Source organism: Microbacterium sp. Leaf436 (genome assembly GCF_001424715.1).
In the GTDB taxonomy this organism is placed as follows: domain Bacteria; phylum Actinomycetota; class Actinomycetes; order Actinomycetales; family Microbacteriaceae; genus Microbacterium.
Map to the genome: position 1 here is coordinate 175,903 of NZ_LMRB01000001.1, position 25,981 is coordinate 201,883.

The 25,981-nt window shown below is 71.9% G+C and carries 20 protein-coding genes; 9 read left to right on the plus strand and 11 right to left on the minus strand.

Annotated elements, in window-relative coordinates:
- Window positions 1-52 precede the first annotated feature (52 nt).
- The 6 genes from ASG45_RS00770 to ASG45_RS00795 form a co-directional block, all read right to left on the minus strand.
- The gene (locus tag ASG45_RS00770; RefSeq protein ID WP_055832057.1) at window positions 53-1,243 is read right to left on the minus strand and encodes an aminotransferase-like domain-containing protein; all 1,191 of its coding nucleotides are present in this window, start codon (window positions 1,241-1,243) and stop codon (window positions 53-55) included.
- Window positions 1,240-2,913, minus strand: coding sequence for a dipeptide ABC transporter ATP-binding protein (locus ASG45_RS00775; RefSeq protein ID WP_156459316.1), 1,674 nt, complete (start codon window positions 2,911-2,913; stop codon window positions 1,240-1,242). The genes ASG45_RS00770 and ASG45_RS00775 overlap by 4 nt, the downstream gene beginning before the upstream one ends.
- Window positions 2,910-3,758, minus strand: coding sequence for an ABC transporter permease (locus tag ASG45_RS00780; RefSeq protein ID WP_055832059.1), 849 nt, complete (start codon window positions 3,756-3,758; stop codon window positions 2,910-2,912). Before ASG45_RS00780 ends, ASG45_RS00775 begins: the two co-directional genes overlap by 4 nt.
- On the minus strand, window positions 3,755-4,771 hold the full coding sequence (locus ASG45_RS00785) for an ABC transporter permease (protein ID WP_055832061.1): 1,017 nt from the start codon (window positions 4,769-4,771) through the stop codon (window positions 3,755-3,757). The genes ASG45_RS00780 and ASG45_RS00785 overlap by 4 nt, the downstream gene beginning before the upstream one ends.
- A gap of 64 nt (window positions 4,772-4,835) precedes the next feature.
- On the minus strand, window positions 4,836-6,491 hold the full coding sequence (locus ASG45_RS00790) for an ABC transporter substrate-binding protein (RefSeq protein WP_055832063.1): 1,656 nt from the start codon (window positions 6,489-6,491) through the stop codon (window positions 4,836-4,838).
- A 27-nt stretch (window positions 6,492-6,518) separates the two neighbouring features.
- On the minus strand, window positions 6,519-7,934 hold the full coding sequence (locus ASG45_RS00795) for an FAD-binding oxidoreductase (protein WP_055832065.1): 1,416 nt from the start codon (window positions 7,932-7,934) through the stop codon (window positions 6,519-6,521).
- 357 nt (window positions 7,935-8,291) lie between these two features.
- Here ASG45_RS00795 and ASG45_RS00800 point away from each other — a divergent pair, with 357 nt between their 5' ends.
- The 3 genes from ASG45_RS00800 to ASG45_RS00810 are packed head-to-tail and all read left to right on the plus strand — an operon-like array spanning window position 8,292 to window position 12,789.
- Complete coding sequence (locus ASG45_RS00800; RefSeq protein ID WP_055832066.1) at window positions 8,292-9,497, plus strand: LLM class flavin-dependent oxidoreductase; 1,206 nt, start codon at window positions 8,292-8,294, stop codon at window positions 9,495-9,497.
- Complete coding sequence (locus ASG45_RS00805) at window positions 9,494-10,882, plus strand: NtaA/DmoA family FMN-dependent monooxygenase (RefSeq protein WP_055832069.1); 1,389 nt, start codon at window positions 9,494-9,496, stop codon at window positions 10,880-10,882. The genes ASG45_RS00800 and ASG45_RS00805 overlap by 4 nt, the downstream gene beginning before the upstream one ends.
- A complete protein-coding gene (locus tag ASG45_RS00810; protein WP_055832070.1) occupies window positions 10,879-12,789 on the plus strand; it encodes an FAD/NAD(P)-binding protein in 1,911 nt (636 codons plus the stop codon). Before ASG45_RS00805 ends, ASG45_RS00810 begins: the two co-directional genes overlap by 4 nt.
- Window positions 12,790-12,881: 92 nt before the next feature.
- On the opposite strand, the gene ASG45_RS00815 is transcribed toward ASG45_RS00810, so the two are convergent.
- On the minus strand, window positions 12,882-13,406 hold the full coding sequence (locus tag ASG45_RS00815) for an adenine phosphoribosyltransferase (RefSeq protein ID WP_055832072.1): 525 nt from the start codon (window positions 13,404-13,406) through the stop codon (window positions 12,882-12,884).
- Window positions 13,407-13,756: 350 nt separating this feature from the next.
- Here ASG45_RS00815 and ASG45_RS00820 point away from each other — a divergent pair, with 350 nt between their 5' ends.
- Together ASG45_RS00820 and ASG45_RS00825 are read left to right on the plus strand one after the other, a co-directional pair.
- Window positions 13,757-15,436 carry a glycoside hydrolase family 13 protein gene (locus ASG45_RS00820; RefSeq protein WP_055832074.1) on the plus strand — a complete coding sequence of 560 codons (1,680 nt, stop codon included), beginning with the start codon at window positions 13,757-13,759 and terminating at the stop codon, window positions 15,434-15,436.
- 42 nt (window positions 15,437-15,478) lie between these two features.
- Entirely contained in the window at window positions 15,479-16,495 is a 1,017-nt protein-coding gene (locus ASG45_RS00825; RefSeq protein WP_055832077.1) for a LacI family DNA-binding transcriptional regulator, read from the plus strand.
- A gap of 265 nt (window positions 16,496-16,760) precedes the next feature.
- On the opposite strand, the gene ASG45_RS00830 is transcribed toward ASG45_RS00825, so the two are convergent.
- Both ASG45_RS00830 and ASG45_RS00835 read right to left on the minus strand, forming a co-directional pair.
- Window positions 16,761-17,954, minus strand: a complete 1,194-nt coding sequence (locus tag ASG45_RS00830; RefSeq protein WP_055832080.1) for a DUF4190 domain-containing protein — start codon at window positions 17,952-17,954, stop codon at window positions 16,761-16,763.
- Window positions 17,955-18,085: 131 nt separating this feature from the next.
- Window positions 18,086-19,279 carry an NAD(P)/FAD-dependent oxidoreductase gene (locus ASG45_RS00835; protein WP_055833112.1) on the minus strand — a complete coding sequence of 398 codons (1,194 nt, stop codon included), beginning with the start codon at window positions 19,277-19,279 and terminating at the stop codon, window positions 18,086-18,088.
- 402 nt (window positions 19,280-19,681) lie between these two features.
- Here ASG45_RS00835 and ASG45_RS00840 point away from each other — a divergent pair, with 402 nt between their 5' ends.
- A complete protein-coding gene (locus tag ASG45_RS00840; protein ID WP_055832082.1) occupies window positions 19,682-20,896 on the plus strand; it encodes an amidohydrolase in 1,215 nt (404 codons plus the stop codon).
- A 15-nt stretch (window positions 20,897-20,911) separates the two neighbouring features.
- Here ASG45_RS00840 and ASG45_RS00845 read toward each other — a convergent pair whose 3' ends face one another.
- Together ASG45_RS00845 and ASG45_RS00850 are read right to left on the minus strand one after the other, a co-directional pair.
- Window positions 20,912-21,550 (minus strand): isochorismatase family protein, encoded by a 639-nt coding sequence (locus tag ASG45_RS00845; protein WP_055833115.1) that lies wholly within the window; start codon window positions 21,548-21,550, stop codon window positions 20,912-20,914.
- A 94-nt stretch (window positions 21,551-21,644) separates the two neighbouring features.
- Window positions 21,645-22,664, minus strand: a complete 1,020-nt coding sequence (locus tag ASG45_RS00850) for a LacI family DNA-binding transcriptional regulator (RefSeq protein WP_055832084.1) — start codon at window positions 22,662-22,664, stop codon at window positions 21,645-21,647.
- Window positions 22,665-22,820: 156 nt separating this feature from the next.
- Between ASG45_RS00850 and ASG45_RS00855 the strand changes: the two genes are divergently transcribed.
- From ASG45_RS00855 to ASG45_RS00865, 3 genes are read left to right on the plus strand one after another with little or no spacing between them, the layout of a single operon-like run.
- Entirely contained in the window at window positions 22,821-24,113 is a 1,293-nt protein-coding gene (locus ASG45_RS00855; protein WP_055832086.1) for an ABC transporter substrate-binding protein, read from the plus strand.
- Window positions 24,114-24,168: 55 nt separating this feature from the next.
- Window positions 24,169-25,074: a carbohydrate ABC transporter permease gene (locus ASG45_RS00860; RefSeq protein WP_235560510.1), complete on the plus strand. Its 906-nt coding sequence runs from the start codon at window positions 24,169-24,171 to the stop codon at window positions 25,072-25,074.
- A gap of 1 nt (window position 25,075) precedes the next feature.
- Entirely contained in the window at window positions 25,076-25,978 is a 903-nt protein-coding gene (locus ASG45_RS00865) for a carbohydrate ABC transporter permease (protein WP_156459317.1), read from the plus strand.
- Window positions 25,979-25,981: the final 3 nt, after the last annotated feature.

A 25,981-nucleotide genomic window follows, 5' to 3' on the forward strand; every position in this document is an offset into this window, starting at 1 on the left:
GCCACCTCGCGCGACGCCGGCACCGACCCTGCGCGCACCCGTGCGCCCCGCCTCAGCGCTGCCGCGCCACCGCCCGCGCGAGGCGCGCTGCGGCCGTGCGCAGGTCGTCTTCGTCGGTGTCGCCGTAGGCCAGACGCAGGTGCCGGTCGGCGTCGGTTCCGGGGCCGGAGGCGAAGAACGACCCGCGCTGGTACTCCACGCCCTCGGCGCTCGCGTCGGCCGCGAGCCGGTCGGCATCGATCGCCTCATCATTCAGCCGCGGCCAGAGGAACAGCCCGCCGTCGGGCACCGTGACGTCGAACACCCCCGGGGCCTCGGCCTCCAGAGCATCGGCGAGCGCCCGGGCGCGCGAGCGGTACAGCGACCGCGCCCGCCCGAGCACGCGGTCGAACAACCCCGCGTCACTGGTGAGCAGCTCGGCGATCACCGCCTGCACGAAGGTCGACGAGTGCGAGTCCTGGCGGCTGCGCAGGGCCACGGCATCCGGGACCAACCGCTCCGGCAGCACGACCCACCCCAGGCGCAGCCCCGGGCCGAGCGTCTTGGTGAAGGTGTTGACGTGGATGACGTGGTCGGAGTCGTGGAAGGGCGCGACCGACTCGGGCTCGCCGTGGAACCGCAGCTCGCGGTAGGGGTCGTCGGCGAAGACCACGAAGCCGAACCTCTCGGCCAGGGCCACGAGTTCGCGACGGCGCTCGGTCGGCAACGACGACTGCGACGGGTTGTGGAACTCCGGCACCGTGTACACCGCGGCGGGGCGCGCTCCGTCGCGCAGCTGCGAGGCGAGCTCGTCGACGTCGAGCCCCTCGGCCCCGACACGGATGGGCAGCACCCGCGCGTCGGCCAGCTCGAGGCCGCGCAGGAACAGCGGGAACACCGGGTTGTCGACGGCCACGAGGTCGCCGCGCTCGAGCACGGTCTGCACCGCGAGAGCGAGGCCGTGGAAGCCACCGTTGGTGATGAGCACCCGCTCGACGGCGACGCCCTCGCGCGCGGCGATCCACTCCCGCAGCGCCGGAATGCCCTCGGTGCGGGAGTACTGCAACGACGGCGCCCCGGGCGCGGCGAGCACGCGGGCCGTCGCCTCGGCGAGCTCGGCGGTCGGCAGCACCGACGGATCCGGGATGCCGCCGAGCAGCTCGATCGCATCGGGTCGACGGTCGCGCAGGGTCTGGTCGCCGAAGCCCTTCGGGACGGTGAACGCCTCGATGAGAGCGGGGCGGGACGGGACGAGGAGGGTCATGACGACTCCGAGGGTCGGGCCAGGGCGGCCAGGGGACGGGGAATGGCCTCGACGAGCGCCCGCGTGTACTGCTCGCGCGGGTGCGAGAGCACGTCGGCGACGCGGCCGGCCTCGACGACCCGACCGTCCTTGAGCACCGACACGGTGTCGGCGATCTGCCGGACGAGCGCGAGGTCGTGCGAGACGAAGAGGTACGTGAGACCGCGCTCGCGCTGCAGGCGGCGGAGCACCTCGAACACCCCGGCCTGCACGGTCACGTCGAGGGCCGAGGTCGGTTCGTCGAGCACGATGACGTCGGGCTCGAGCACCAGGGCACGGGCGATGGCCACGCGCTGGCGTTGTCCGCCCGACAGCGCGTCGGGGCGACGGCGAGCGAGCTCGGGCGGCAGGCCCACGGCATCCAGAGCCTCAGCCACCCTGGTCGAGCGCTCCGCGCGCGTGCCGATGCGGTAGCGGTCGAGCGGTTCACGCACGAGGCGCGCGACGCTCCAGGTGGGGTCGAGCGAGGTGAAGGGGTTCTGGTACACCAGCTGCAGGTGGCGACGGATGCCGCGCAGCTCCTGCTCCGTGCGGCCCGTCACCGCCTTCCCGTCGACGAGGATCTCCCCGGCGTCGGGGCTCTCCAGCCCCAGGAGCAGGCGGACCGTCGTGGTCTTGCCGGAGCCGGACTCTCCGACGAGGGCATGGGTCGTTCCGGCCGGAACGCGGAACGAGACCCCCGACACCGCGGGGCGCGGCGTCCCGTCGACGACGAAGCTCTTCGACACGTCGCGGACGTGGATGCGGGCCGACGCGGTGTCGGTGGTCCACTCGTCGACCCCGCGGTCGACGACATCACCGCGGTAGCGGTCGGGGTTCAGCGCGGGCGCATCGGCCTGCAGCTGCACCGTGTACGGCGAGGTCGGCGCGGCGAAGACGGTGCGGGTCGAGCCGGCCTCCTGCACGCGGCCGTCTTTGAGTACGACGATCTCGTCGGTGCGCTCGGCGGCGATCGCCAGGTCGTGCGTGATGAGCAGCAGACCGATGCCGTCCTCGGTGCGCAGATCGTCGAGCAGGTCGAGGATGCGCTTCTGGATCGTCACGTCGAGCGCGCTGGTGGGCTCGTCGGCGACGAGCAGCTCGGGCCGCGGCAGCACGGCGAGCCCGATGAGCACGCGCTGCAGCATGCCGCCCGACAACTGGTGCGGGTACGAGTCGTACACCCGGGCGGGATCGGGCAGGCCGACGCGGGCGAACACGTCGAGGCTCGCCGCGCGCTGCGCGCGGGCGTCGGCGAGACCGGCCAGGGCGGCCGCCTCGCGCGCTTGCGACCCCACCGTGCGCACGGGGTTGAGCGCGTGGGCGGGGTCTTGCGGCACGAAGCCGATCCGGCGCCCGCGGTACGGCCGGAACCGCGCCTCGGAGAGATCGAGCAGGTCGTCGCCGGCGAAGGCGACCCGTCCCCGTGCCCGGCCCGTGCCGCGCGGGAGGAGCCGGAGCACCGAGCGCGCGATGGTCGACTTGCCCGAGCCCGATTCCCCGATGAGGGCGAGGCTGCCGCCGCGCGGGATCGAGAACGACACGTCGTGCACCACGGGGGTGCGGCCGTACGAGACCGAGAGATCCTGCACGCGCAGCAGCGGCGGGGTCGCCACGACCGTCTCGGGGTGAAGCGCGAGGGTGGTGGTCATGACGTCCTCCGGAGCCAGCGGCTGATGCGGTTGATCGACAGCACGGTCGCCACGGTCACCAGGGCGGGCCAGACGACCAGCCACGGCGCCCGGGGGTAGTCCTTGCCGGCCGAGATGAGCAGACCCCAGTCGGATGCCGGGGGCGGATCGCCGTAGCCGAGGAAGGCGAGCCCCGCGATGACGAGGATCGACAGGCCGAACTGCAGCACCGCGAGCGGAACGAGCGAGCGCGAGGCGTTGGGCAGCACGTGCCGGAACAGCACGTGCAGGTTCGAGCCGCCCTGCAGACGCGCGGCCTCGACGAAGACCGAGGAGCGCACCCGCAGCACCTCCGCCCGCATGACGCGCGCGAACACCGCGACGGCCGACACCCCGGTGGCGATCGCGGCGTTGATGGTCTGGAAGCCGAGCGAGCTGACGATCACGACGGCGAGCAGGAACGCGGGGATCGCCAGCAGCACGTCGACGAAGCGCGCCAGCACGACGTCGGTCCACGACCCGAGGAAGCCGGCGAGCAGACCGATCAGTCCGCCGACGACCACCCCGATCGTCACGGCCACGAGGGCACTGGTCACCGACGACTGCGCGCCGAACACGATGCGCGCGAACAGGTCGCGACCGAGATGGTCGGTGCCGAGCACGTGCGCGGCGCTGGGGCCCTGCAGCTTGTCGGCGGGGACTCCCTGCGCCGGGTTCTGGGTCGTGAACAGCGTGGGCGCGAGCGACCAGGCGAGCACGACGGCCACGACGACGAACGACACGATCACGCCGATCGGGACGGAGAGACGGATGCCGCGCACCCGGGCGATCGTCGCCCGCGGCGCGAGGAGCGATGCGGCGGTCATACGATCCCCACCTCCTCGCGGAGCAGCGGCGCCGGGTCCTCGCGCGAAGCGCTGACGGCCGGGCGCCCGGACGGACCCACCGAGACGCGGGGATCGAGCAGGGGGTACGCGAGGTCGGCGACGAGGTTCACCACGACGAACACCACGGCCGCGAGCGACACCACCGCCTGCAGCACCGGCAGGTCCTGGCTCGCGACGGCCGACTCCACAAGGGTGCCGATGCCGACGCGGCCGAAGATCGCCTCGGTGATGAGGGCTCCGCCGAGCAGTTCACCGACGATCAACGCCAGCACCGTCACCGTCGGCAACGCCGACGGCTTGGCGAGGTGCCGCAGGAACAGCGCCCCCGACCGCAGCCCCCGCGATCGCGCGACGGCGACGTACTCCTGGCGCGACTCGTGGTCGAGCGAGGCGATGAGCACCTCCGCCAGTTGCGCCGACACGGGGACGCCGAGCGCCACCGCCGCGAAGAAGGTGCCCCACGGCGTCTCGGTGTCGATCATGCTGAACAGTCCGAGGCCGAAGGCGAAGACGTGGATGAGCAGAAGGCCGATGACGAAGTTCGGCACCGACAGGAACAGCGACGGCAGCGAGCGGAGCACGCCCTGACCGAAGCGCGGGGGCAGGAACTGCGTCCCGTACGCGATGACGACGGCCAGCACGATCGCGACGAGGAGCGCGGCCGCCGCGAGGCTCAGCGTGGAGCCCAGGGCGTCGAACACCAGGGTGCCGACGGGCAGGTTCGACCGCAGCGAGACGCCGAGATCGCCCACCACGAACCGGCCGAGAGACGAGCCCAGCTGCACGTACCAGGGCTGATCGAGCCCGTAGTAGGCGACGATGCGCGCGATGTCGTCCTCGGTGAACCCGTTGTCGGGGTTTCTCAGCGTGCTCGTCACGGGGTCGCCGGGCAGGATGCTGATCACGACGAACGTGAACAGGTACGCCAGCACGACGACGACGATCGCCTGACCGGTGCGCCGCAGGGCGAAACGGCCGTAGATGCGCAGCATGTTCTCTTCCTCTCTGTCTGACGCCGCGGGGAGGGATGCCGTGCACCCGCCCCCGCGGCCGAGGTCAGTCGTTCAGCCAGGCGTCCAGGTAGTACGCGTAGGCGAGGCCGTTGTAGGTGACGCCGCTGACGTCGGGGGCCTGCACGTAGACGCGCTGCACGATCTGGGTGAGCGGCACGAAGTAGCCTTGATCGAGCACGTAACCCTGCAGCTCGTCGGCCACCGCGGCACGGGCGTCGCGGTCGGTGGCCGTGGCGATGCGCGTGGCGAGGTCGTTGAGCGTGGCATCCGAGGTGCCGACCTTGAACCAGTCCTCGTCTCCCTTCTTCTGCGAGGTGAGCACGCCGGCGACGGTTCCGACGTCGACGAAACTGCGGGTGATCTCGGTCGCCGGCACGGCGGCGTTGCCGATGACCTTCTGGCCGTAGGTCGGCACGTCGTACGTCTCGAGGTTCACCTCGAAGCCGAGGGTCGTCAGCTGCTGGTCGACGAGTTCGTCGACCGACTGCGAGGCCTGGAGGTAGGGGTTCGGGTACAGCGTGAAGGAGAGCTTCTGGCCGTCCTTCGTGCGCACGCCGTCGGCGCCCTTCACCCATCCCGCCGCGTCCAGCAGGGATGCCGCCTCGTCGGGGTCGTAGGCGAAGTCGGCGCTGCGATCGGTCGCCTCGGGGACCGTGCTCTGGATGAAGGACTCGGCCCCGAGCCAGTCCTCGGTGTAGACGGTCGAGAGGATCTCGTCGCGGTCGATGCCGTGCTGCACCGCCTGGCGCACGCGCACGTCGTCGAACGGCGCCACCGTGGTGTTCAGCGCGTAGCCGTTGACGAAGCCGAGGTAGCGCGGCGTCTCGACGGTCAGGCCCTCACCCTTCAGCGCGTCGAGGTCCTGCGGGCTGGCGTTGTACGCGACCTGCGCCTGGCCCGACTCGACCGAGGCGGTGCGCAGCGAGGGCTCAGCCACCTGCTTGTACGTGATGGTGTCGAGGTAGGCCGGGCCGTCGTGTCCGATCGCCTCGGGGCCCCAGTCGTAGTCATCGCGCTTCTTCAGCACGACGCTGTCGCCGTCGGCGACCTTCTCGACGGTGAAGGGGCCGCTGCCGATGTCGTTCGTGAGGTCGGCCTGCTGGTCGGCGGGGAGGGCGAGCGTCGTCGGCGACAGCAGGATCGAGCCGTGGTATGCCAGCGTCGGGATGAAGCTCAGCGTGGGCGCCGAGAACGACACCGTCACCGTGGTGGCATCCACGGCTTCCGCGCCCTGGTAGTTGGCCGAGGGGAACAGGCCGATGCGGTTGATGCCCTCGTCGGGGCGGCCCTTCGCCCAGATGTCGATGTTCGCCACGACCGCGGCGGCATCCAGCGGCGTGCCATCCGAGAAGGTCACGCCCTCTTTGAGATGGAGGGTGAACTGGGTCTTGTCGGCGTTCTCGTCCCAGCTCTCGGCGATCCACGGGCTGAGGGCCCCCTCGGCGTCGACGTAGACGAGCTTGTCGGTCAGGTGACCCCAGATGTTGCCCTGATAGCTCGAGATCGAGCTGTTGTTGGGGATCCAGGTGGCACCGAGCGAGTCGATGAGGAACACCAGGTCGCCGCCGGGCTTCGGGGTGGCGTCGGCGGACGGGGCGGCGGTCGAGCCCGCGCCGCAGCCGCTGAGCAGGACTGCTCCGACGGTGAGGGCGGAGGCGACGCCGAGCAGGCGTCGAAGGGGGCGGATGCGAGTGGTCATGAGAATCCTCGAGCTGTGGGGAACGGGTTACAGGGCTTTTCCGGGGTTGAACAGGCCGGCCGGGTCGAGCGCGTCCTTGATCGCGCGCTGCGCCGCCCGCACGCGCGCGGCGAGCTCTTCGGCGGCGAGCGCGCGCTTGACCGTGCCGATGCCGTGCTCACCGCTGACCGTGCCGCCCACGGCGAGGGCGGCACGCACCAGGTCGTCGGCGGCGTCGTGTACCGCCGCGGGAACGACCGCCGGGTCGGCGTCGGCGGGGATGGGCAGGGTGACGACCGGGTGCAGGTTGCCGTCGCCCGCGTGGGCGACGGCGCTGACGGTCACGCCGTGGCGGGCCTCGATCTCGGGGAAGCCGGCGAAGATCTCGGCGATGCGCGACTTCGGCACGGCGACGTCGCCGCCGGCGAACCAGGAGCCGTCGTCGAAGCGGCGGCCCGAGCGGCGCAGTTCCCAGAGCCCCTCGGCATCGTCGTCGGTCTCGACCCGCACGCGGGCGCCGACGGCCTCGAGCGCGGCGGTCAGCTCGGCCGTCTGCTCGTCGATGCCGAACCCGTCGAGTTCGATCAGCAGCAGGGCCGCGCCGCGGGCGCGGAGCCCGGAGTCGTTCGCCGCGTCGATGCCCTCGAGGGTGGGCTGGTCGAGGAACTCGATGACGCTGGGGCGCACGCGCGAGGCCGTGATCGCCCCGATCGCCGCAGCCCCCGCAGCCGTGGAGTCGAAGAACGCCGTCACCGTGCGCCGCGCGACGGGGAGCGGACGGATGCGCACGGTGGCGCCGACGACGATGCCGAGCACGCCCTCGGAGCCCACGAACAGCGAGACGAGGTCGAGACCGGTGACGCCCTTGATCGAGCGGTGTCCGATCGAGACGAGGCTGCCGTCGGCGAGCACGACGTCGAGGGCCAGCACCGACTCGCGGGTGACGCCGTACTTCGCGCACCGCAGGCCCCCGGCGTTGGTGGCGATGTTGCCGCCGATGCTCGAGATGCGCCAGCTCGCGGGGTCGGGGGCGTAGAAGAGGCCGAGCGGGGCGAGGCGCTCGTTGAGGGCGGAGTTGAGCACACCCGGCTCCACGACGGCGACCTCGTCGGCGGGCGACACCTCGACGATCCGGGTGAGTCGGTCGGTCGAGATCACGAGCTGGTCGGCGCCCGCCGCGGCACCGCCCGACAGGCCGGTCCCCGCGCCGCGCGGCACGACGCTGACGCCGTGGCGGCCGGCGAGGCGCACGAGCTGCTGCACCTCGGCGACGGTGGCCGGGAACGCGACCGCCGGCCCGTCCTGCACAGCGGTCCCGCGCCGCGGCGCCGTGCCGGCGTCGTGGGCGAACGCCGCCGTCTCGACCGACGGCGGTCGCACGTCGATGCGCGACGCCTCGCGACGCACGTCGTCGAACAGGGCGGAGAGCCCCGTGAGGGGGGCGATCGCGGCGGGGGCGCTCATGGGCGGACCTCTCTCGATGGGGGGTGGGAATGCTGCACGCTCCGGCCGAAGCTAGGCGGCCGCGGCCGCGCGCTCATCTCGGGCGACACGGGCCGTAGCGACACGTCACCGTCGGACTCGCTACGTCGCGGGGCGACACAGTCGCCGCCCCGGCGCGCGCTCGCGCGCCGCGGACGGTAGGTTCCGCGCCTCACCGCCGTCCGCCCCGCCGCGAGGCGGAGCGGAGGGGGATCGAACCCGCGGCGCTCGTAACATGACGCCTCGCGGCGCTGTGTGACGCGCCCGATTGTGTCGACAGGGCCGCGGCGGCACAGTGGGCGTCTCGGCGGGACGGACCCGCCGCGGAGGGAATCCCCGATGTCGGACCGCATCCACCTCGCCGTCGCCCTGGACGGCGCCGGCTGGCACCCGGCCGCCTGGCGCGAGCCCACGGCGCGGCCCGCCGAGCTGACGTCGCCGGCGTACTGGCGCGCGCTCGCCCGCACGGCCGACGACGCGGGCCTGCTGCTCGCGACGATCGAAGACGCGCTGAGCCTCGGCGGCCGTTCCTTCGAGCCGGATGCCGAGACCCGGCGCGACCGCGTGCGGGGGCGCCTCGACGCGGTGCTGGTGGCGTCGTTCCTGGCACCGGTCACGCGCCGCATCGGCCTCGTGCCGACGGCGACCACCGCGCACCCCGAGCCGTTCCACCTCGCCACGGGGCTGCAGACCCTCGACCACGTCAGCCGGGGCCGCGGGGGCGTGCGTCTGGTCGCGGGTTCCACCGTGCAGGAGCGCGCGAACTTCGGGCGCCGCACCGACGGACCCACGGGGCTGCCGGCATCCGGTCGCGTCGAAGACGACCCGGCGCTGCTCGCGGCCTTCCGCGAGGCCGGCGAGGTGGCCGACGTCATCCGCCGCCTCGCCGACTCGTGGGAAGACGACGCGATCGTGCGCGACCTCGCGTCGGGGAAGTTCCTCGACCGGGACCGCGTTCACAACGTCGCGTTCGAGGGCGAGTTCTTTTCCATCACAGGCGCCTCGATCGTGCCGCGCTCCCCCCAGGGACAGCCTCTCGTCACCGCGCTTGCCCACCAGAGCGTGCCCTACCGCTTCGCCGCGGAGCACGCCGACCTCGTGTTCGTCACGCCCGCCGATGCGGCCGCGGTCGACGGCATCCGGAGCGAGCTGGCCGAGGCCGCCGACGCGGCGCGCGCGCTCGACGAGCCCCTGCGCGTCTTCGCCGACCTGCTCGTCCTCGTCGAAGAGACCCCCGCCGCGGCCGCCGCGGTCTGGAACCGCCTGCAGGAGCGCGCGCCGCTCACCACCGACGCCCGCGTGGTCGTGGGCACCGCCGACGACGTCGTGGACGAGATCCGCGCCCTCGCCGACGCCGGGGTCGACGGTGTGCGCCTGCGTCCCGCCCGCCTTCCGGCCGACCTCGAGGCCATCGCCGACCGGGTCATCCCGCGGGCGGCGAGCGCCGGCATCCTGCTCCCCGACGACGGCGCGCCCACGCTGCGCGAGCGCGTCGGACTCCCCCGTCTCGCCAGCCGCTACGCCCGTCAGGAGGTCGGCGCATGACCCGCCGCCGGATCCATCTCGCCGCCCACTTCCCCGGGGTGAACAACACGACCGTCTGGACCGACCCGGCCGCGGGCAGTCAGATCGACTTCTCGTCGTTCGAGCACTTCGCCCGCACCGCCGAGCGCGGCTTCTTCGACTACCTGTTCCTCGCCGAGGGGCTGCGACTGCGCGAGCACCGCGGGCAGCTGCACGACCTCGACGTGGCGGGACGCCCGAACACCCTCGCGATCCTCACCGCCCTGGCCGCCGTCACCGAGCACATCGGCCTGGTCGGCACGCTCAACACGACGTTCAACGAGCCGTACGAGCTCGCCCGACAGCTCGGCACCCTCGACCTGCTCTCGGGCGGTCGCGCGGGGTGGAACGCCGTGACCAGTTCCGACGCGTTCCACGGGGCGAACTTCCGCCGCGGCGGCTACCTCGACCACGCCGACCGGTACGTGCGGGCCTCCGAGTTCGCCGAACTCTCGAAAGCGCTGTGGTCGTCGTGGCGCGACGACGCGATCGTGGCGGATGCCGACACCGGGGCGTTCCTGCGCGATGACGCCATCGCGCGGGTACGGCACGAGACGCGGTTGTTCGACGTCGACGCGGTGTTCGACGTCCCCCGCTCCCCGCAGGGCCGGCCGGTGATCGTGCAGGCCGGCGACTCCCCCGACGGCCGCGACTTCGCCACCGCCCACGCCGACGTGATCTTCTCGCTGCACACCGCGTTCGACGACGCGCAGCAGTTCTACCGCGATGTGAAGGGTCGCCTCGCCGCCCACGGCCGCGACGAGGACTCGCTGAAGATCCTGCCCGCGGCGACCTTCGTGCTCGGCGACACCGAGGCCGAGGCCCGCGAGCACTCGCGCGAGATCGCGCTCGCCCAGGTGCGGCCGCAGACCGCGATCACCTATCTCGAGCAGATCTGGAACCGCGACCTGAGCGGGTACGACGCCGACGGCCCCCTGCCCGACGTCGAACCCGACACGGGCGTCGAGACGGCGCAGGGCTTCGCCGGGCGCCACGCGGCGATCCGCGCCCGGGTGGGTCAGTTGCGCGCGCAGGCGACGGCCGAGAACCTCAGCATCCGCGAGCTCGTCATCCGCCTGACGGCGAACCACACCTTCGTCGGAACGCCCGAGCACGTGGCATCCGAGATCGACCGGTACGTGCAGGAGCGCGCGACCGACGGCTTCACGGTCGTCGGGCACGTCACCCCGCACGGCCTCGACGAGTTCACCGAGAAGGTCGTGCCCCTGCTGCAGGAGCGCGGGTCGTACCGCCGCTCGTACGACGAGGGCGCGACCCTGCACGACCTGCTGGGACTGCCGCCGGTGGTCGCGGGCGCTCCGGACACCCCCGGGCCGCACGACACCGCGACGGCCGCCGCGCGATGAGCGACCGGGCGGCGCGGCTCGTCATCGTCGGCGCGGGACCCCGCGCCGTGATGCTCGTCGAGCGCCTGCTCGCCCGGCGCACGAAAGCCGCGACCCCGGCGCTGCACGTCACCCTCGTCGACCCGCACCCGCCCGGTGCCGGCCGCATCTGGCGGCGGGAGCAGTCGCCCCTGCTCAAGCTCAACTCGATGGCGCGCGACGTGACGGTGTTCACCGACGAGTCGTGCACGATCGCGGGGCCGGTGCGCTCGGGACCGTCGCTCATCGAGTGGGCCGAGCGCGTCCGCGCGGGCTCGCTGCCCGACGTCGAGATCGACGATCCCGACCTCGCGGCCGAGCTGCAGGCGCTCCGCGGCGACAGCTTCCCCACGCGCCGGCTGCAGAGCGTGTACCTCGACTGGTTCTGGCGGCGCACGGTCGCCATCGCGCCCCCGGGCGTCGAGGTGCGGTGGCACCGCGGCGCCGTGCAGTGGGTCGACGACACGGTCGACGGGTACGAGGTGGCGTTGGCCGACGGCATCCGTCTACCCGCCGACATCGTCGTGTACGCCCTGGGTCACAACGGACGCGATCCCGACGGTCAGACCCGCGACCTGCTCCTCGCGGCCGCCGACACCGGGCTGACCTACGTGCCGCCGTCGTTCACCGCCGACGCCGACCTCTCGGTGCTCCGCCCCGGCGACGACGTCATCGTGCGCGGAATGGGCCTGGCTGCGGTGGATGCCGTCGTGCTGCTGGCCGAAGGACGCGGCGGCCGCTTCGCGCGTACCGCCGACGGCCGGCTGCGGTACGAGCCGTCGGGGCGGGAGCCGCGGCTGCACCTCGGCTCCCGCCGCGGGGTGCCGTACCGCTCGAAGGTGTCATCCCAGGTACAGGGCGAACCGCCGACGCGCGAGGTGCTGACCCCGGCCGCGATCGCCGATCTTCTCGCCCGTCCGGGCACGATCGACTTCCTCGACGACGTGTGGCCGCTCGTCGCGCGGGAGCTCGTGTGGGGGCACTACCGCGAGCTGTTCACCGGCCACCCCGAGCGGGTGACGACGACGTGGGCGGCCTTCCGCGCGATCCTGCGCGAAGTCGACGGGAACACGGCCGCCCTCCGCCGCGCGGTCGCCGCCGTCGTGCCCGACCCGCTCGACCGTTTCGACGTGCCCGCACTCGACGTGCCGCTCGGCGACGAGGCGTTCGTCGACGCCGCCGACGTGCACCGGCGCGTGCGCCGCCACATCGCCGACGACCTGCAGCTGCGCGCGACGCAGGAACGCAGCACCGCGCAGGCGCTGTTCCTCACGATCCTGCTGTCGTTCCTGGCCCTGGCCGACATCCCCACCGAGCGGTGGAGCGCGCGTTCGCGGGCCGTCGACCTGCCCGTGACCTGGCACACGTTCTTCAGCTACGTCGCCTCGGGCCCGCCCGCGCACCGCCTGGAAGAGATCGGCGCCCTCGCCGACGCCGGGGTCGTTCGCTTCCTCGGCCCCGAGGTCGCCGTTCGGATCGCGGACGGCCGCTTCGTGGCATCCTCTCCCCGCGTTCCCGGCGAGGTGCGGGCGGGGTCGCTCATCGACGCCTGGCTTCCGGGGATGGGGGCCGCCTCGAGCGAGAACCCCGCGCTCCGCGAACTCGCGACGCGCCACGGCCGAGAGGTGCACGTCAGCGACGCGACGTTCACCGGCTCGCTCGGCCGCATCGACGTCGACGCCGACGGCCGGGTGATCGCCCGCGACGGCTCCGCCCACCCCACGCTCTTCGCCCTCGGCCCCTTCACCTCGGCCATGGAGGCCGGGGCGTTCACGCGGCCCCACTCGAACGCCCTGCCCCTGCGCCAGACCGACCGGGTCGCGGGAGCGGTGGCGGATGCCGTGGCGTCGGTGCGCGTTGCGCGGCGCGCGACGGCCCCCTCTCGTTGAGTGTCCAAGACACGCCGCGCGTGCGATGGGCCGCGCGGCGTGTTGTGGACACTCGACGCTGGGGGCGGGTACGAGGCGGGGCGAAGGCGGCGTCAGACGTGGAAGACCGCGTGCACGTCGCCGCCGAGCACCTCGCGGCCGCCGAGGCCGTCGATCTCGAGCAGCGTCGCGATGCCGATGACCTCGCTGCCCACCGTCTGCAGCAGCTCGCGGCCGGCGGCGAGCGTTCCGCCCGTGGCGAGCACGTCGTCGAGAAGCAGCACGCGGGCGCCCGCGGCATTGTCGTCGTGCATCTCGATGGTCGCCGAGCCGTACTCGAGGTCGTACTCGACCGCGGCGGCGGGTCGGGGGAGCTTCCCGGCCTTGCGGATGGGCATCAGCCCCACGTTCGCGACGATCGCCGCAGCGCCGGCGAGCAGGAAGCCGCGCGCCTCGACCCCCGCGACGGCGTCGAAGCGGCCGGCGAAGGGTTCGATCAACGCCTCGACGACGGTGCGCAGGGCCGCGGCATCCGTCAGCAGCGGCGTGATGTCGCGGAACACGATCCCCGGCTTCGGGTAGTCGGGGATGCTCGTGATGAGCGATTCAGCGCGGGCGAGAGCAGAGGCGTCGGGCACCGCCCCAGCCTAATCGCGGCGCTCCACCCCCGCCCTTCCCCGTTGAGTGTCCAGGACACGCCGCGCATGCCCCGCCGCGAGCGGCATGTCTCGGACACTCAACACCCGGCGCCGGGCGCCGGGCGCGGGCGCAGGGCGCTGGGCGCACGCGCCGAGCACCGCCCGTACGACGCCCACCCCCGCCGCCCGCACGACGCGCGCCGGCCGCCCCGCGCGACATCCCTGTCGAGTGTCCACGACACGCCGCGTACGGCCCGACGACTACGGCGTGTTCCGGACACTCAACGAGCAAGGGGCGCGGGGACACCGTCGAGACACGCGACTGCAAGCGCTTGCACTAACGTGGTCGCATGACTTTCACGCAGGAAGACGCGCGCTCCGACCTCGCCTCGGCGCCCGGCGCGGAGTGGTGGCGCACCGCCGTCATCTACCAGATCTACCCGCGCTCGTTCGCGGATGCGTCGGGCGACGGCCTGGGCGACCTGCCCGGCGTCACCGCTCACCTCGACGACCTGCACGACCTGGGGGTGGATGCCATCTGGCTCAGCCCCTTCCAGCGGTCACCGCAGAAGGACGCGGGCTACGACGTCGCCGACTACCGCGACGTCGACCCGATCTTCGGAACCCTCGCCGACTTCGACGCGATGCTCGCGGGTGCGCACGAGCGCGGCATCCGGGTCATCGTCGACCTCGTGCCCAACCACTCCAGCGATCAGCACGTGTGGTTCCAAGAGGCGCTGAAGGCGGCGCCGGGCAGCCCCGAGCGGGCGCGCTACATCTTCCGCGAGGGCAAGGGCGAGAACGGAGACCTGCCGCCGAACAACTGGGAGTCCGTCTTCGGCGGCGGCATGTGGAAGCGCGTGACCGAGGCCGACGGCACGCCGGGCCAGTGGTACCTGCACATCTTCGACGAGAGCCAGCCCGACTTCGACTGGACGAACGACGAGGTGCGCGCGGAGTTCCGCGACATCCTGCGCTTCTGGCTCGACCGCGGCATCGACGGTTTCCGCGTCGACGTGGCGCACGGCCTCATCAAGGCCGAGGGCCTGCCCGACTTCACGCCCGACCCCGAGGGCGGCTCGATGGGCGGCGACGCCGCCGAGGTGCCGTACTGGGGCCAGCCGGGCGTGCACGACGTCTGGCGCGATTGGCACGAGGTGCTCGCCGAGTACGACGGCGACCGCGCGCTCTGCGCCGAGGCGTGGCTGCCGACGGTGAAGCAGACGGCGCTGTGGGTGCGTCCCGACGAGATGCATCAGGCGTTCAACTTCCACTACCTCGAAACGAAGTGGGATGCCGCGGCCCTGCGCGACGTGGTCACGGAGTCGATCGCGGAGTACACCGCCGTGGGCGCCCCGAGCACCTGGGTGCTCTCGAACCACGACGTCGTGCGCCACGCCTCGCGCTTGGCGCTGACGGCCGAGAACCCGCAGGGCGCCGGCATCGGCCCGAAGTCCCCCGGCAAGCCCGACCCGGTGAAGGGCCTGCGCCGCGCCCGCGCCGCCACCTCGCTCATGCTGGCCCTGCCGGGCTCGTCGTACCTCTACCAGGGAGAAGAGCTGGGCCTGCCCGAGGTCATCGACCTGCCCGACGACGCCCGACAGGACCCGACCTGGTTCCGCACGAACGGCGAGCGCTACGGACGCGACGGATGCCGCGTGCCGATCCCGTGGACCGCCGACGCCCCCGCGTACGGCTTCAACACCACCGGCGAGGCCTGGCTGCCGCAGCCCGCCGAGTGGGCCGAGCTCGCGCATGACGTGCAGGTCGACGACCCCTCCTCCACCCTCACGCTCTACCGCGCGCTGCTCGCCGAGCGCCGCGCGCGCGGCCTGGGTGCGGGCGACATCGAGTGGCTCGACGGCTACGGCGACGACGTCGTGGCGCTGCGCAACGGCACGCTCACCGTGATCGCCAACCTCGGTGACTCCCCGGTCGAGCTGCCCGCGGGCGAGGTGCTCATCGCGAGCGGTCCCCTCGACGGCGAGCGCCTGCCCACCGACACGACCGTGTGGATCGCGGCGGCCTGAGCCGCCCGCATCCGCACCGATCCGACGAGACAACGCGAGACCGTGGCCGGAATCGACGACGTCGCCCGCGCGGCGGGGGTGTCGACGGCCACGGTTTCGCGTGCGTTGAGCGGACGCGGCCCCGTCTCGACATCGACCCGCGACCGCGTGCTCGCCGCGGCCGAGCGACTGGGCTACGTCGTGTCGGCCGCGGCGTCGAGCCTCGCCACGGGACGGGCGCGGGCGGTCGGGGTGGTCGTGCCATTCCTCGACCGCTGGTTCTTCAGCACGGTACTCGCCGGCATCTCCGACGCCCTCGTGCGCGAGGGCTTCGACATCACGCTGTACAGCGTGAGCGCCGACCCGACCGAACGTCGCCGCGTGTTCGACGATCACCTGCGCCGCCGGCGCATCGACGCCGTGATCACGATCGCGATCGAGGTGGATGCCGAGGAGTCGGCGTCTCTTCGCGGCCTCGGCGTTCCGATCGTCGCCATCGCCGGGCCCCACCCGCAGCTGACCACCCTGACCGTCGACGACCTCGCGGTCGGGCGCCTGGCCACGACGCACCTGCTCGAGCTCGGGCATCGCCGGCTCGTGCACATCGGCGCGGACGTGACCACCGACGCCGCGTCGTCGGTGCCGGGACTGCGTCGGCGGGGTTTCGAATCCGCTCTCGCCGACGTGGGCCTGTCGGCACCGCGGGTCGAACCGGCCGACTTCACCATCGAGGGCGGGTCGGCGGCGGCGACGCGGGTATTGGCGACGGCGGAGCGACCGACCGCCGTGTTCGCGGCCTCGGACGAGATGGCGATCGGGGCGATCCTCGCGGCGCGCGAGCTCGGCCTGCGCGTGCCCGAGGACGTGTCGGTCATCGGCGTCGACGGTCACGAGCTGGGGCGCTGGTTCAGCCTGACCACGGTCGATCAATTCGCGCGGGGGCAGGGCGCGCGCGCCGCCGAAGCAGTGCTCGCCGCGCTCGAGGGAGCCGACCCCGCTCCGGGTCGCGGCACGTTACCGTTCGAGCTCGTCGACCGCGGTTCGACGGCGCCACCGTCGTCGGCTCAGTCGGGGCGCTGAGCCCCGCGGCCGGTCAGGTCGCCGGGCCCACGTGCCACCCCGGAGCTACGGGCGAGGGCGGTTGCTTTCTGCGGGGCGTGACTGCGCACGAGGACCGGAGGGAGGTTCCCGGAGGTCCGCGGCGCCCGCCGCGCCCGTGTGACGCACACCTCCTGCAGAACCGGGCGTGCGGGGCTCCGCGGCCCGGAGAACGGCCGCTGAGCCGGAGTCCTGCCGCGCACGTGGCCCGCGCGGCCTTCTGCCGCGCGGAACCCCCGCCCCGCGATCAGCGCGCGGAACCCGCCAGGCTGCCCGAGACCTCGCCGGCCGGATCGGACACCAGGCACGACACGGCGCGGTCTCCTTCGGCCCACGTCTCGCCCACGGGGGCGAAGTAGTCGACGTTGAGGGTCGAGTCGGCGAACGAGAGTCCGATGAAGCTCGCGAACTCCGCGTCGCAGACGGCTTCGGCCTGGGCGGTGATGGCGTCATCTCCCGGGAAGGGTCCGTCGGCGAGCGAGGACGCGGCGAACACCTCGTAGCTGTGCGGCGTCGCGCAGTCGACGAAGCTGTCGTCGCTGACGTACCCGCTCGGCAGGGCGTCGAGGCACTCCCCGACGGCGAGGACGTAGACGTCGTCGGGCGTCGGCTCGCCGGGGGCGATGGTGACTCCGCCGTCTTCCGACGTCGACGGCGGCACGAACGGGTCGGCGGAGGACTGGCTCTCGGCGAAGACGGCGAAGACGATCAGGGCGATCACGCCGAGGGTCGTCAGCACCGTGAGGACGGAGCCAGCGATGATGCCGGTGAGGGCGAGGCCGCGTCCTTTCTCGCCGGTGCGCTTGATCTGCGCGAGGCCGACGGCTCCGGCGATGATGCCGCCGAGGGGAACGACGAAGCCGAGAACGATGGCGACGATCGAGACGACGTTGGTGCGGTTCGCGTAGTCGACGGGCGGCGGGATCGCTCCGGCGGGGTACCCGCCGGCCGTGTATCCGGCCGACGGCGCCGCGGCACCGGGATAGCCCGGGTACCCGGAGGCGGTGGCGAGCGCCGGGTCGGCGGAAGCGGGGTCGGCGGCGGCGGGGTCGCCCGCCACGTCGGACGGGGCGGGCACGGCACCGACGACGAGGCCCTGCTGCGCGAGGCGCACACCGACGGCGTGCGCCGCTTCGCTCACGACGTCACCCGACTTCGCCGCGCCGATCGCCCCGCCCTTGAAGAAGCCGCCGGCGGCGGAGTGCTCGAACGCGGCCGTCGCCCCGCCCTGCTCCGGCGCGAAGTGCACATCGAACCGCACGTGCATGTCCTGCCCGGCGAACGCCCCGGCGACGAGAGTGGTGCCGAGGCTCCCCCGCGACACGTCGAGCGAGCCCGACGCGGTGGGCTGCACGCGGAAGCCCTGCTCACCGAGGGCGGCGGCGACCGCGTCGCGCGCCGCGTCGACGGGAACGGAGAGATGGATCAGGGCAGACGACATAGAGAGCTCCCGGGTGAGTGGCATCGCGATCAGGCTCACGGCACGCGTTCACATTAGCGACGACCCGCGCCGCGCGGATACGCCGCCGCCGAGCAGACCACGGGCCGAAAGCCCCGTGGCCCGCGCCACCGTCAGCGGATGCGCCCCACGAGGTCGTCGCGCGTGAGGGTGTCGGCGTCGGCGAGCACCGCTCGAGCGGCATCGCGGGCCTCTTCGACGTTCCACAGCAGAACGCCCACGACACGGCCGTCGTCGAGGTAGTAGACGACGCCCCGTTCGGTGTCGATCCAGTCCTCGACGGTCTCGAGTTCGGCATCCAGGGTTCCGACCGCTTCGTACCGGATGCCGAAGACGGCCGAGTAATAGTAGGGCGTGTGCGTGTAGGACTCGGCGGCACCCGCGAGGTTGCGACCCGCGGCCGTGCCCTGCGCGTTGGCGTTGTCGACGTGCTCGACACGGCGGCGTCCGAGCAGTCGATCGGGGTAGCTGGCCACGTCGCCCGCGGCCCAGATGTCGTCGGCCGACGACCGCAGCTGCGCGTCGACCACGACGCCGTCGTCGACCGTGAGCCCCGCGCCTTCGGCGAGGTCGGTCGCGACATCGATGCCCAGGCCGCTCACCACGGCGTCGGCGCGCACCTCGTCGCCGTTCTCGAGCGAGAGCCGCACGCCCGCGGCATCCGCCTCTCCGCCCTCGACCTTGGAGCCGGCGACGATCTCGACCCCCGCGTCGCGGAAGAGCTTCTCGAAGCGCTCCGCCAGCGCGGCGGGGAACACCGCGTCGCCCAGCACGGCCCCGGTGTGGATGAGCACGGTGTCGACGCCGTTCTGCACGAGGGCCGCGGCCAGCTCGGAGCCGATGTACCCGCCGCCGACGACGGCGATACGGTCGACGTCCTGCGCCAGAGACCGCAGGCGGCGGTAATCCTCGGCGGTGCGGAACGACAGCACCCGCTCGCCGTTCGACCGGTCCTCGACGGGGAGGGGCACCGGCTTTCCGCCGGTCGCGACGAGCAGCTTGCCGTACGCGAAGGTCTCGCCGTCGGCATCCACTTCGTGCGCGTCGGGGCGGATCGCCGTCGCGCGCGTGCGCAGACGGATGTCGGCGCCGGTGTCGTCGGCGGTGCCCAGCGGCACCTTGTCCCACGTGAACTCGTCGTCGGTCCACAGCTTCTTGCTCAGGGCCGGGCGCGTGTACGGCTCGTCGACGTCGTCGCTCAGGATGCCGATCGACCCGTCGCGGTCGATCTCGCGGATGCCGCGGGCGGCGGTGTCGGCGACCATTCCGCCGCCGACGATGAGGTAGTCGAAGTGTGTGGTGGTCATGCGATCAGCCTCGCCGTCGCACTCGGCCGGACCGGACGGCTTGCGGGGCCCCACGGCATCCGGTATCGCCGCCCCCGCGAACCCCTGTTGAGTGTCCAAGACACGCCGCACCCGCCCCCGCACACACGGCGTGTTCTGGACACTCAACAGGGGGGGGTAGCGCCGCATCCCCCGGAGACGAAGCTGCGTCGAGGGTCCAAGAAACGCCGCACCCGCCCCCGCACACGCGGCGTGTCTTGGACACTCAACGGTTGGGGGGCGCCGGACCTGTGTTCGGCGCGTCGCACGGCGGGGCGGGGCACGGCGGGGCGGGGCACGGCATAGCGCCGGGCACGGCGGGGCCGGAGCACGGCGCGTGCGGGGGCCCCACACGGGCGGGCAGGCGCGAACTAGGCTCGATCCATGAGCGTCGACCTCGAAAGCCTGTACACCGACCTGCACGCGCACCCCGAGCTGTCGTTCCAAGAGACGCGCACCGCCGGCGTCATCGCGCGCCACCTCGCCGACCTCGGCCTCGAGGTCGAAGAGGGCGTGGGGCGCACGGGCGTGGTCACGACGATCCGCAACGGCGACGGCCCCGTCGTGTGGCTCCGCGCCGACATGGACGGCCTGCCCGTCGAGGAGCAGACGGGCCTCGCCTACGCCAGCACCGCGCGCGGCACCGACCCGGCCGGCAACGCCGTTCCCGTCATGCACGCGTGCGGGCACGACATGCACGTCACCGCGCTCATCGGCGCCCTCGAACGCCTCGTCGCCACGACCGACGAGTGGTCGGGCACCGTCGTCGCCGTGTTCCAGCCCGCCGAGGAGTACGGCGCCGGCTCGCAGGCGATGATCGCCGACGGCGTGCTCGAGCGCTACCCGAAGCCCGACATCGTGCTCGGTCAGCACGTCACCCCCCTGCCCGCCGGCGTCATCGGCGTGCGCCCGGGTACGCAGATGGCGGCCTCGGACGGCCTCACCGTGGTGCTGCACGGTCGCGGCGGCCACGGCTCGCGCCCGCACTCCACGATCGACCCCGTCGTCATGGCCGCGGCCACCGTCATGCGCCTGCAGACCGTCGTCTCGCGCGAGGTCGACCCGCGCGACGTCGCCGTCGTCACCGTCGGCTCGATCCACGCGGGGCTGAAGAACAACATCATCCCGGCCGAGGCGAAGCTCGAACTCAGCCTGCGCTACCCCGACGACGCCGCCCGCGCGCGCGTGATGAGCAAGGTCGAGCGCATCATCCGCGCCGAGGCCGAGGCATCCGGAGCCGAGCAGACCCCCACCATCTCGACCGACCACACCCTTCCCCCCACGATCAACGATCCGGATGCCACGGCCCGGCTCACCGGAGCATTCCACCGCGCGTTCGGCGAGGCCGGCGTCGTCGACCCGGGCATGTTCACCGGCAGCGAGGACGTGTCGTGGTTCGCGCGAGAGTCGGGCGCTCCGCTGGTGTTCTGGTTCTGGGGCGGCGTCGACCCGCAGGCCTTCGCCGATGCCCTGGCCGGCGGCACCATCGAGCGCGACATCCCGACGAACCACTCGCCGTACTTCGCCCCCGTCATGCAGCCGACCATCGACCGTGGCGTCGAGAACCTGGTCGTGGCGGCGCGGGAGTTCCTGGGCTGAGCCCCGGCACCGGGGTCACCGCCGAGCGGCGCGTTCAGCTCCCGCGATGGCGGACTGCGCGAGGTTGTCGCTCGTGAGGACCGTGCCATCGGTGACGGCATCGAGCCATTGCGCCGTCGACGCCACCGCGGCGAAGTTCGAGTGCAGAAGCGTCATCAGCGTCGTGTGGACGGTCTCGGCATCGGCGAAGCCGGCGGTGTTCGCGAGGTGGATCGCCCCCGTGGCATCCGACAGCACCTCCGCGGCGAGGCCGTGCGTCTCGGCCTCGGCGGCCGACGCGATGATGCAGTTGTTCGTCATGTACCCGACCAACGTGATCGTGTCGACCTCGTGCGCCCGCAGCCAGTCGAGCAGGTCGGTGCCCGCGAACACCGTGCCGTACCGCTTGGTGAGGCGTTTGGCATCCGGTCCCAGACGGCTTTCCACCGCGGGGTGCAGCGCGAAGCCGTCCGTCGTGGGGTCGAAGACCGGAGCGCCCTCTCGGGCGAGGTGCTGGATGGCGGCGACGGGGATGCCTGTGGCGGTGGCAGCCTCGATCGCGGCGGTGATCTGCGGCAGGGACTGCGCGTGCGGGGGGAAGCGGATCTCGAGCGGACCCGAGAAGTAGTCCTGCTGCACGTCGACGAGGATCAGTGCGCGGCGGGGGGTGTTCATGTTCATGTGCTCCTGGGGTGTCGTCGCAGCGCTTCGGCTGCCTCCCCCCAGGATGGCCCAGCCCCGCTCCGATGGCGGACGCCCTCGAGGGCGTCTACCGGCGGGCGATCGTGGAACCCCGGATGACGAGACGCACCGGGAGGTGGTGCACGCCGTGCGGTATCTCGACACCGTCGATCGCCTGGAAGATCCGCTCCGCGGCCTGCTTGCCCAGCTCTCCCAGGTTGGCGTCGATGCTCGTGAGTCCCGGCCGTGAGTTCGCGGCGAGGGGGAGCCAGTTGTCGTACCCGATGATGGCGAGGTCTTCCGGAACGCGGCGGCCGAGCTCCCGAGCCGTGTCGATCGCCCCGCGGGCCAACTGGTCGGAGGCGCAGAAGATGGCGTCGATCTCGGGGTAGCGCTCGAGCAGCGTGGCCGCGGCGTCGCGGCCCCAGTGCTCGGACCACTCGGAGTACATCGGTGCGCCGACGAGCTCAAGGTCGGCCGCACGCAGCGCCGCCTGGGCGCCCTCCCACCGATCCGTCGCCGCCCGGTAGCTCTGATCCCCCGCGATGAAGGCGATGCGCTTGCGGCCGCAGCTGACCAGATGCTCGATGGCCAGCTGACCGCCGGTGAGGTTGTCGGGCGTGAGAGAGAGGTCTCGATCGTCATCGGAGGGGCTGTACACGTAGACGACCGGGACGGAGAGTTCTTGTCCGAGGGAGCGACGGGCGTCGGTGCGGCTGCCCACGACGATGATGCCGTCGACCCGGCGACTCAACAGCGCGCGGAGATGATGCTGCTCGCGCACGGCGTCACCCTGCGCGTCGCAAAGGAACACGTTGACGCTGCCCGCGCCGAGGGCGTCTTCTGCTCCGGCGAGGATGGGCAGCACGAAACGGCCCTCCAGGTCGTTGGTCAGCAGACCGACCGTGCCCGACCTGCTGGCCAGCAATCCCCGCGCGAGGGGGTTCGGGGTGAACCGCAGCTCGAAAGCGGCACTTTCGACCCGCGCACGGGTGGCGGCGGCGACATCGCCTCGACCGTTCAACGCTTTCGACGCGGTAGACAGAGACACTCCGGCCGCTTCGGCGACGTCACTGAGCGTCGGTACCCCGCTTTTTCTCTTCGACATCGCGCCTCCCGTTGCTAAAAGGTTATCGGAGCGCAGTTGACGAGCCGCCCACGTCGGGGACAGAATGGCGAAACCGCTTTCGAAGATTTCGAAGCGGGAGCCGTGGGCACGGACGCCTGCGCGAGGCCGCTCACCGATGAGCCAAGGAGACCCGCAATGACCACTACCCGACGTCGCACCATTCTCTGGCGGGGAGGCGCTGCCGCCGTGCTGGCAGGAGCGCTCGCCCTCACCGGCTGCTCCGCCCCCTCCACGAACGCCGTCCCCGCCGACATCCCCGCCGAAGGCGTGGACGACGGCACCTCGCTGACCCTGTGGACGCGCGCGCCGCTCGAGAAGCAGGCCAAGCAGCTGGTGGAGGCCTACAACTCCAGCCACGAGAACCAGGTCGAACTGACCGTCGTCCCCAACGACGACTACGTGGCGAAGGTGGGTGCCGCAGCCGGTTCCGGCGGCCTGCCCGACCTCTTCGCCGCCGACATCGTCTACGTGCCCAACTGGGTCGAGCAGGGCCTGTTCCAGGACGTGACCGCCCAGATCGACGGACTCTCGTACAAGGACTCGATCAACAAGGGCCACCTGAGCGCGGGAACCCTCGACGGTAAGGAGCACGTTCTACCGTTCGTGCTCGACCTCTCGGTGATGATGTGGAACAAGGAACTCGTCGCCGAGGCCGGCCTCGACCCGGAGAAGGCGCCGGAGACCCTGGCCGACTTCGCCGCCACTGCGAAGGCCGTGCAGGCCCTCGGCAAGCCGGGCGTGTCCGGCACCTCCACGGGCCTGAACTGCGGTGGATGCCTTCTGTTCACCTGGTTCCCGTCGGTCTGGGCCTCCGGTGAGGACGTCCTGAACGCCGACGGCACGGAGTCGCTGCTCGCCGGCGACGCCGCGCAGGAGGTCTACTCCACGTGGAAGGACCTCGAGTCCTCCGGCGCCGTCGCTCCCGGCTCGGCCGATGAGACCGGTGCGACGTGGGTCGCCGGCTTCCAGGAGGGCAACGTCGGCATCATGCCGTTCCCCGCCACCCTGCTGTCGGGACTCGAGTTCGACGCGGGCGTCTCGGGCATCCCGGGCGTCGACGGCGGCGCATCCACCTTCGTGGGCGGTGACGGCATCGGCATCTCCAAGGACTCGAAGCAGTCCCCGCAGGCGTGGAACTTCCTGTCGTGGCTCACGTCGGAGGACGCGCAGGTCGGCGTGCTGGCAAAGGACGGCAGCACGGTCGCCCGCTCGGATCTGGCCGACAACGAATTCTCGTCGAAGGACCCCCGCCAGGTGGCCATCAACGAGGTCGCCGGCGAGGGCAAGACCCCCGTGGCGCTGAACTTCCAGCAGGCGTTCAACGCGCCCGGAAGCCCCTGGCTGACCCTGGTCCGAAACGCCGTGCTGAACGACGGCGACTCGGTCGAAGCCGACAACGAAGAGATCACCGCGATCCTCTCGCAGTAACCCATCTGTGGGGGTGTCGCCCGAACGGCACCCCCACACCCCCGGAAGGAAGATCGTGGCCCGCACTCTTACTCCCCGGCGCTCGCGTTACCAGCGCTCCGCGCTCGGAGGACCTGTCCAGGGGTGGCTGTACGCCGCCCCCACGGCGTTGTTCATCATCGCCCTCTTCGTCATCCCTCTGCTGCTGGTGCTGCAGATGTCCGGCTCGGACTGGCCGCTCCTGCGCGGCAACATGGGTCCGAACTTCCCCGAGAACTTCGTCGAGGCGCTCGATCATCGACTGTTCTGGGACTCGGTGCGCTTCACCGTGCTCTACACGCTGATCACGACGGTGCTGCTGATCGGTCTCGGGCTCGGCCTCGCCCTGCTCGTGCAGGAATCGACCGCGTGGAAGGGATTCCTCCGCACCGCGTTCCTGTTGCCCAGCGCGCTCGGTCTCGCCTCGGCATCCCTGCTCTTCTACGTGCTGTACTCCCCCATCGCCGGTCCGTTCTCGGGCCTGATGGAGTCGTGGGGCGTCACGTTCCTCGGCACCCCCGAAGGGGCCCTGTGGTCGACGGTCTTCTTGATCGTCTGGCGCTTCGCGGGCTTCTACATGCTGCTGCTGCTCGTCGGGCTCCAGGGCATCCCGGAGGACATCTACGAGGCTGCCCGCATCGACGGCGGCTCCCGCTGGCAGATCTTCCGCGACATCACCGTGCCGCTGCTGCGCCCCACCTTCGCGCTGACCACGGTGATGTGCGTCACGGGGTCGCTGCTGGCGTTCGACCAGTTCTACATCCTCACCAAGGGCGGACCGGACAACAGCACCATGACGGTCGTCCAGTTGATCTACAACATCGCCTTCCAAGGCCAGAACAGCCTCGGCGTCGCCGCTGCGCTGTCGGTGATCATCCTGCTCGCCCTGGTCGTCATCAATGCCGTGCAGTTGCGCGCGTTCCGTCGTCCCGAGGAGGCCTGACATGGCCCTGACCACTCCCTCCCCCGCCGCCACTGCCAGCACGCGGGCCATCGTGGCCCCTGGTTCACGGGATCGACGCCGACCGTCGGGAGCCCTGCTGTGGGGTCTGCCGTCGAAGATCTTCACCGGCGCCGTCGCGATCATCTTCCTGTACCCGCTGGTGTGGACCGGGGTCGCCTCGGTCAGCCCGCAGGCCGGCACGAGCCAGTCCGACGGCTGGGGCTTCGCGAACTACGCGACCCTCGCCAACTTCCAGTCGGGCATCTGGGTCTACCTGGGCAACTCGCTCTTCGTCTCGGTGCTCACGGTCGTGTTGACCCTGGTCGTGTCGTTCCTCGGCGGCTACGCCTTCGCACGCTTCCAGTTCCCCGGGAAGAACCTGTTGTTCCTGTCGGTGCTGGCGATCCTCATGGTCCCCTACGCCACGCTGCTCATTCCGCTGTACGTCATCCTGAACGCGGTCGGCCTGCAGAACTCGCTCGTCGGTGTCGCCCTGGTGCTGACGATGTTCCAGCTGCCGTTCTCGATGTTCATGATGCGCATCTCGTTCGAGTCCGTGCCGCGCGAGCTCGACGAGGCGGCCCTGGTCGACGGCTGCACGAGCTTCTCGGCCCTCTGGCGGGTGCTGCTGCCCGCGGTCAAGCCCGGGCTCATCACCGTGGGGCTGTTCGCCTTCCTCACGGCGTGGAACGACTTCATCGCCCCCCTCATCCTGATCAACGACCAGTCCCGCATCACGCTCCCGCTGGCCGTGGCGAATCTCCGCGGCCAGACGATGGGCGTCATCGACTACGGCGTCACCGAAGCCGGAGTCGTGGTGCTCGCGCTGCCCTGCATCGTGCTGTTCCTGATCCTTCAACGTCACTACGTGCGCGGCTTCATGTCGGGCGCCTTCAAGGGATAAAGA

Bases quoted from the DNA above. Each gene is read 5' to 3' on its own strand.
- ASG45_RS00770 (WP_055832057.1), bottom strand. From the start codon at position 1,243: ATGACCCTCCTCGTCCCGTCCCGCCCCGCTCTCATCGAGGCGTTCACC.
- ASG45_RS00775 (WP_156459316.1), bottom strand. From the start codon at position 2,913: ATGACCACCACCCTCGCGCTTCACCCCGAGACGGTCGTGGCGACCCCG.
- ASG45_RS00780 (WP_055832059.1), bottom strand. From the start codon at position 3,758: ATGACCGCCGCATCGCTCCTCGCGCCGCGGGCGACGATCGCCCGGGTG.
- ASG45_RS00785 (WP_055832061.1), bottom strand. From the start codon at position 4,771: ATGCTGCGCATCTACGGCCGTTTCGCCCTGCGGCGCACCGGTCAGGCG.
- ASG45_RS00790 (WP_055832063.1), bottom strand. From the start codon at position 6,491: ATGACCACTCGCATCCGCCCCCTTCGACGCCTGCTCGGCGTCGCCTCC.
- ASG45_RS00795 (WP_055832065.1), bottom strand. From the start codon at position 7,934: ATGAGCGCCCCCGCCGCGATCGCCCCCCTCACGGGGCTCTCCGCCCTG.
- ASG45_RS00800 (WP_055832066.1), top strand. From the start codon at position 8,292: ATGTCGGACCGCATCCACCTCGCCGTCGCCCTGGACGGCGCCGGCTGG.
- ASG45_RS00805 (WP_055832069.1), top strand. From the start codon at position 9,494: ATGACCCGCCGCCGGATCCATCTCGCCGCCCACTTCCCCGGGGTGAAC.
- ASG45_RS00810 (WP_055832070.1), top strand. From the start codon at position 10,879: ATGAGCGACCGGGCGGCGCGGCTCGTCATCGTCGGCGCGGGACCCCGC.
- ASG45_RS00820 (WP_055832074.1), top strand. From the start codon at position 13,757: ATGACTTTCACGCAGGAAGACGCGCGCTCCGACCTCGCCTCGGCGCCC.
- ASG45_RS00830 (WP_055832080.1), bottom strand. From the start codon at position 17,954: ATGTCGTCTGCCCTGATCCATCTCTCCGTTCCCGTCGACGCGGCGCGC.
- ASG45_RS00835 (WP_055833112.1), bottom strand. From the start codon at position 19,279: ATGACCACCACACACTTCGACTACCTCATCGTCGGCGGCGGAATGGTC.
- ASG45_RS00840 (WP_055832082.1), top strand. From the start codon at position 19,682: ATGAGCGTCGACCTCGAAAGCCTGTACACCGACCTGCACGCGCACCCC.
- ASG45_RS00845 (WP_055833115.1), bottom strand. From the start codon at position 21,550: ATGAACACCCCCCGCCGCGCACTGATCCTCGTCGACGTGCAGCAGGAC.
- ASG45_RS00850 (WP_055832084.1), bottom strand. From the start codon at position 22,664: ATGTCGAAGAGAAAAAGCGGGGTACCGACGCTCAGTGACGTCGCCGAA.
- ASG45_RS00855 (WP_055832086.1), top strand. From the start codon at position 22,821: ATGACCACTACCCGACGTCGCACCATTCTCTGGCGGGGAGGCGCTGCC.
- ASG45_RS00865 (WP_156459317.1), top strand. From the start codon at position 25,076: ATGGCCCTGACCACTCCCTCCCCCGCCGCCACTGCCAGCACGCGGGCC.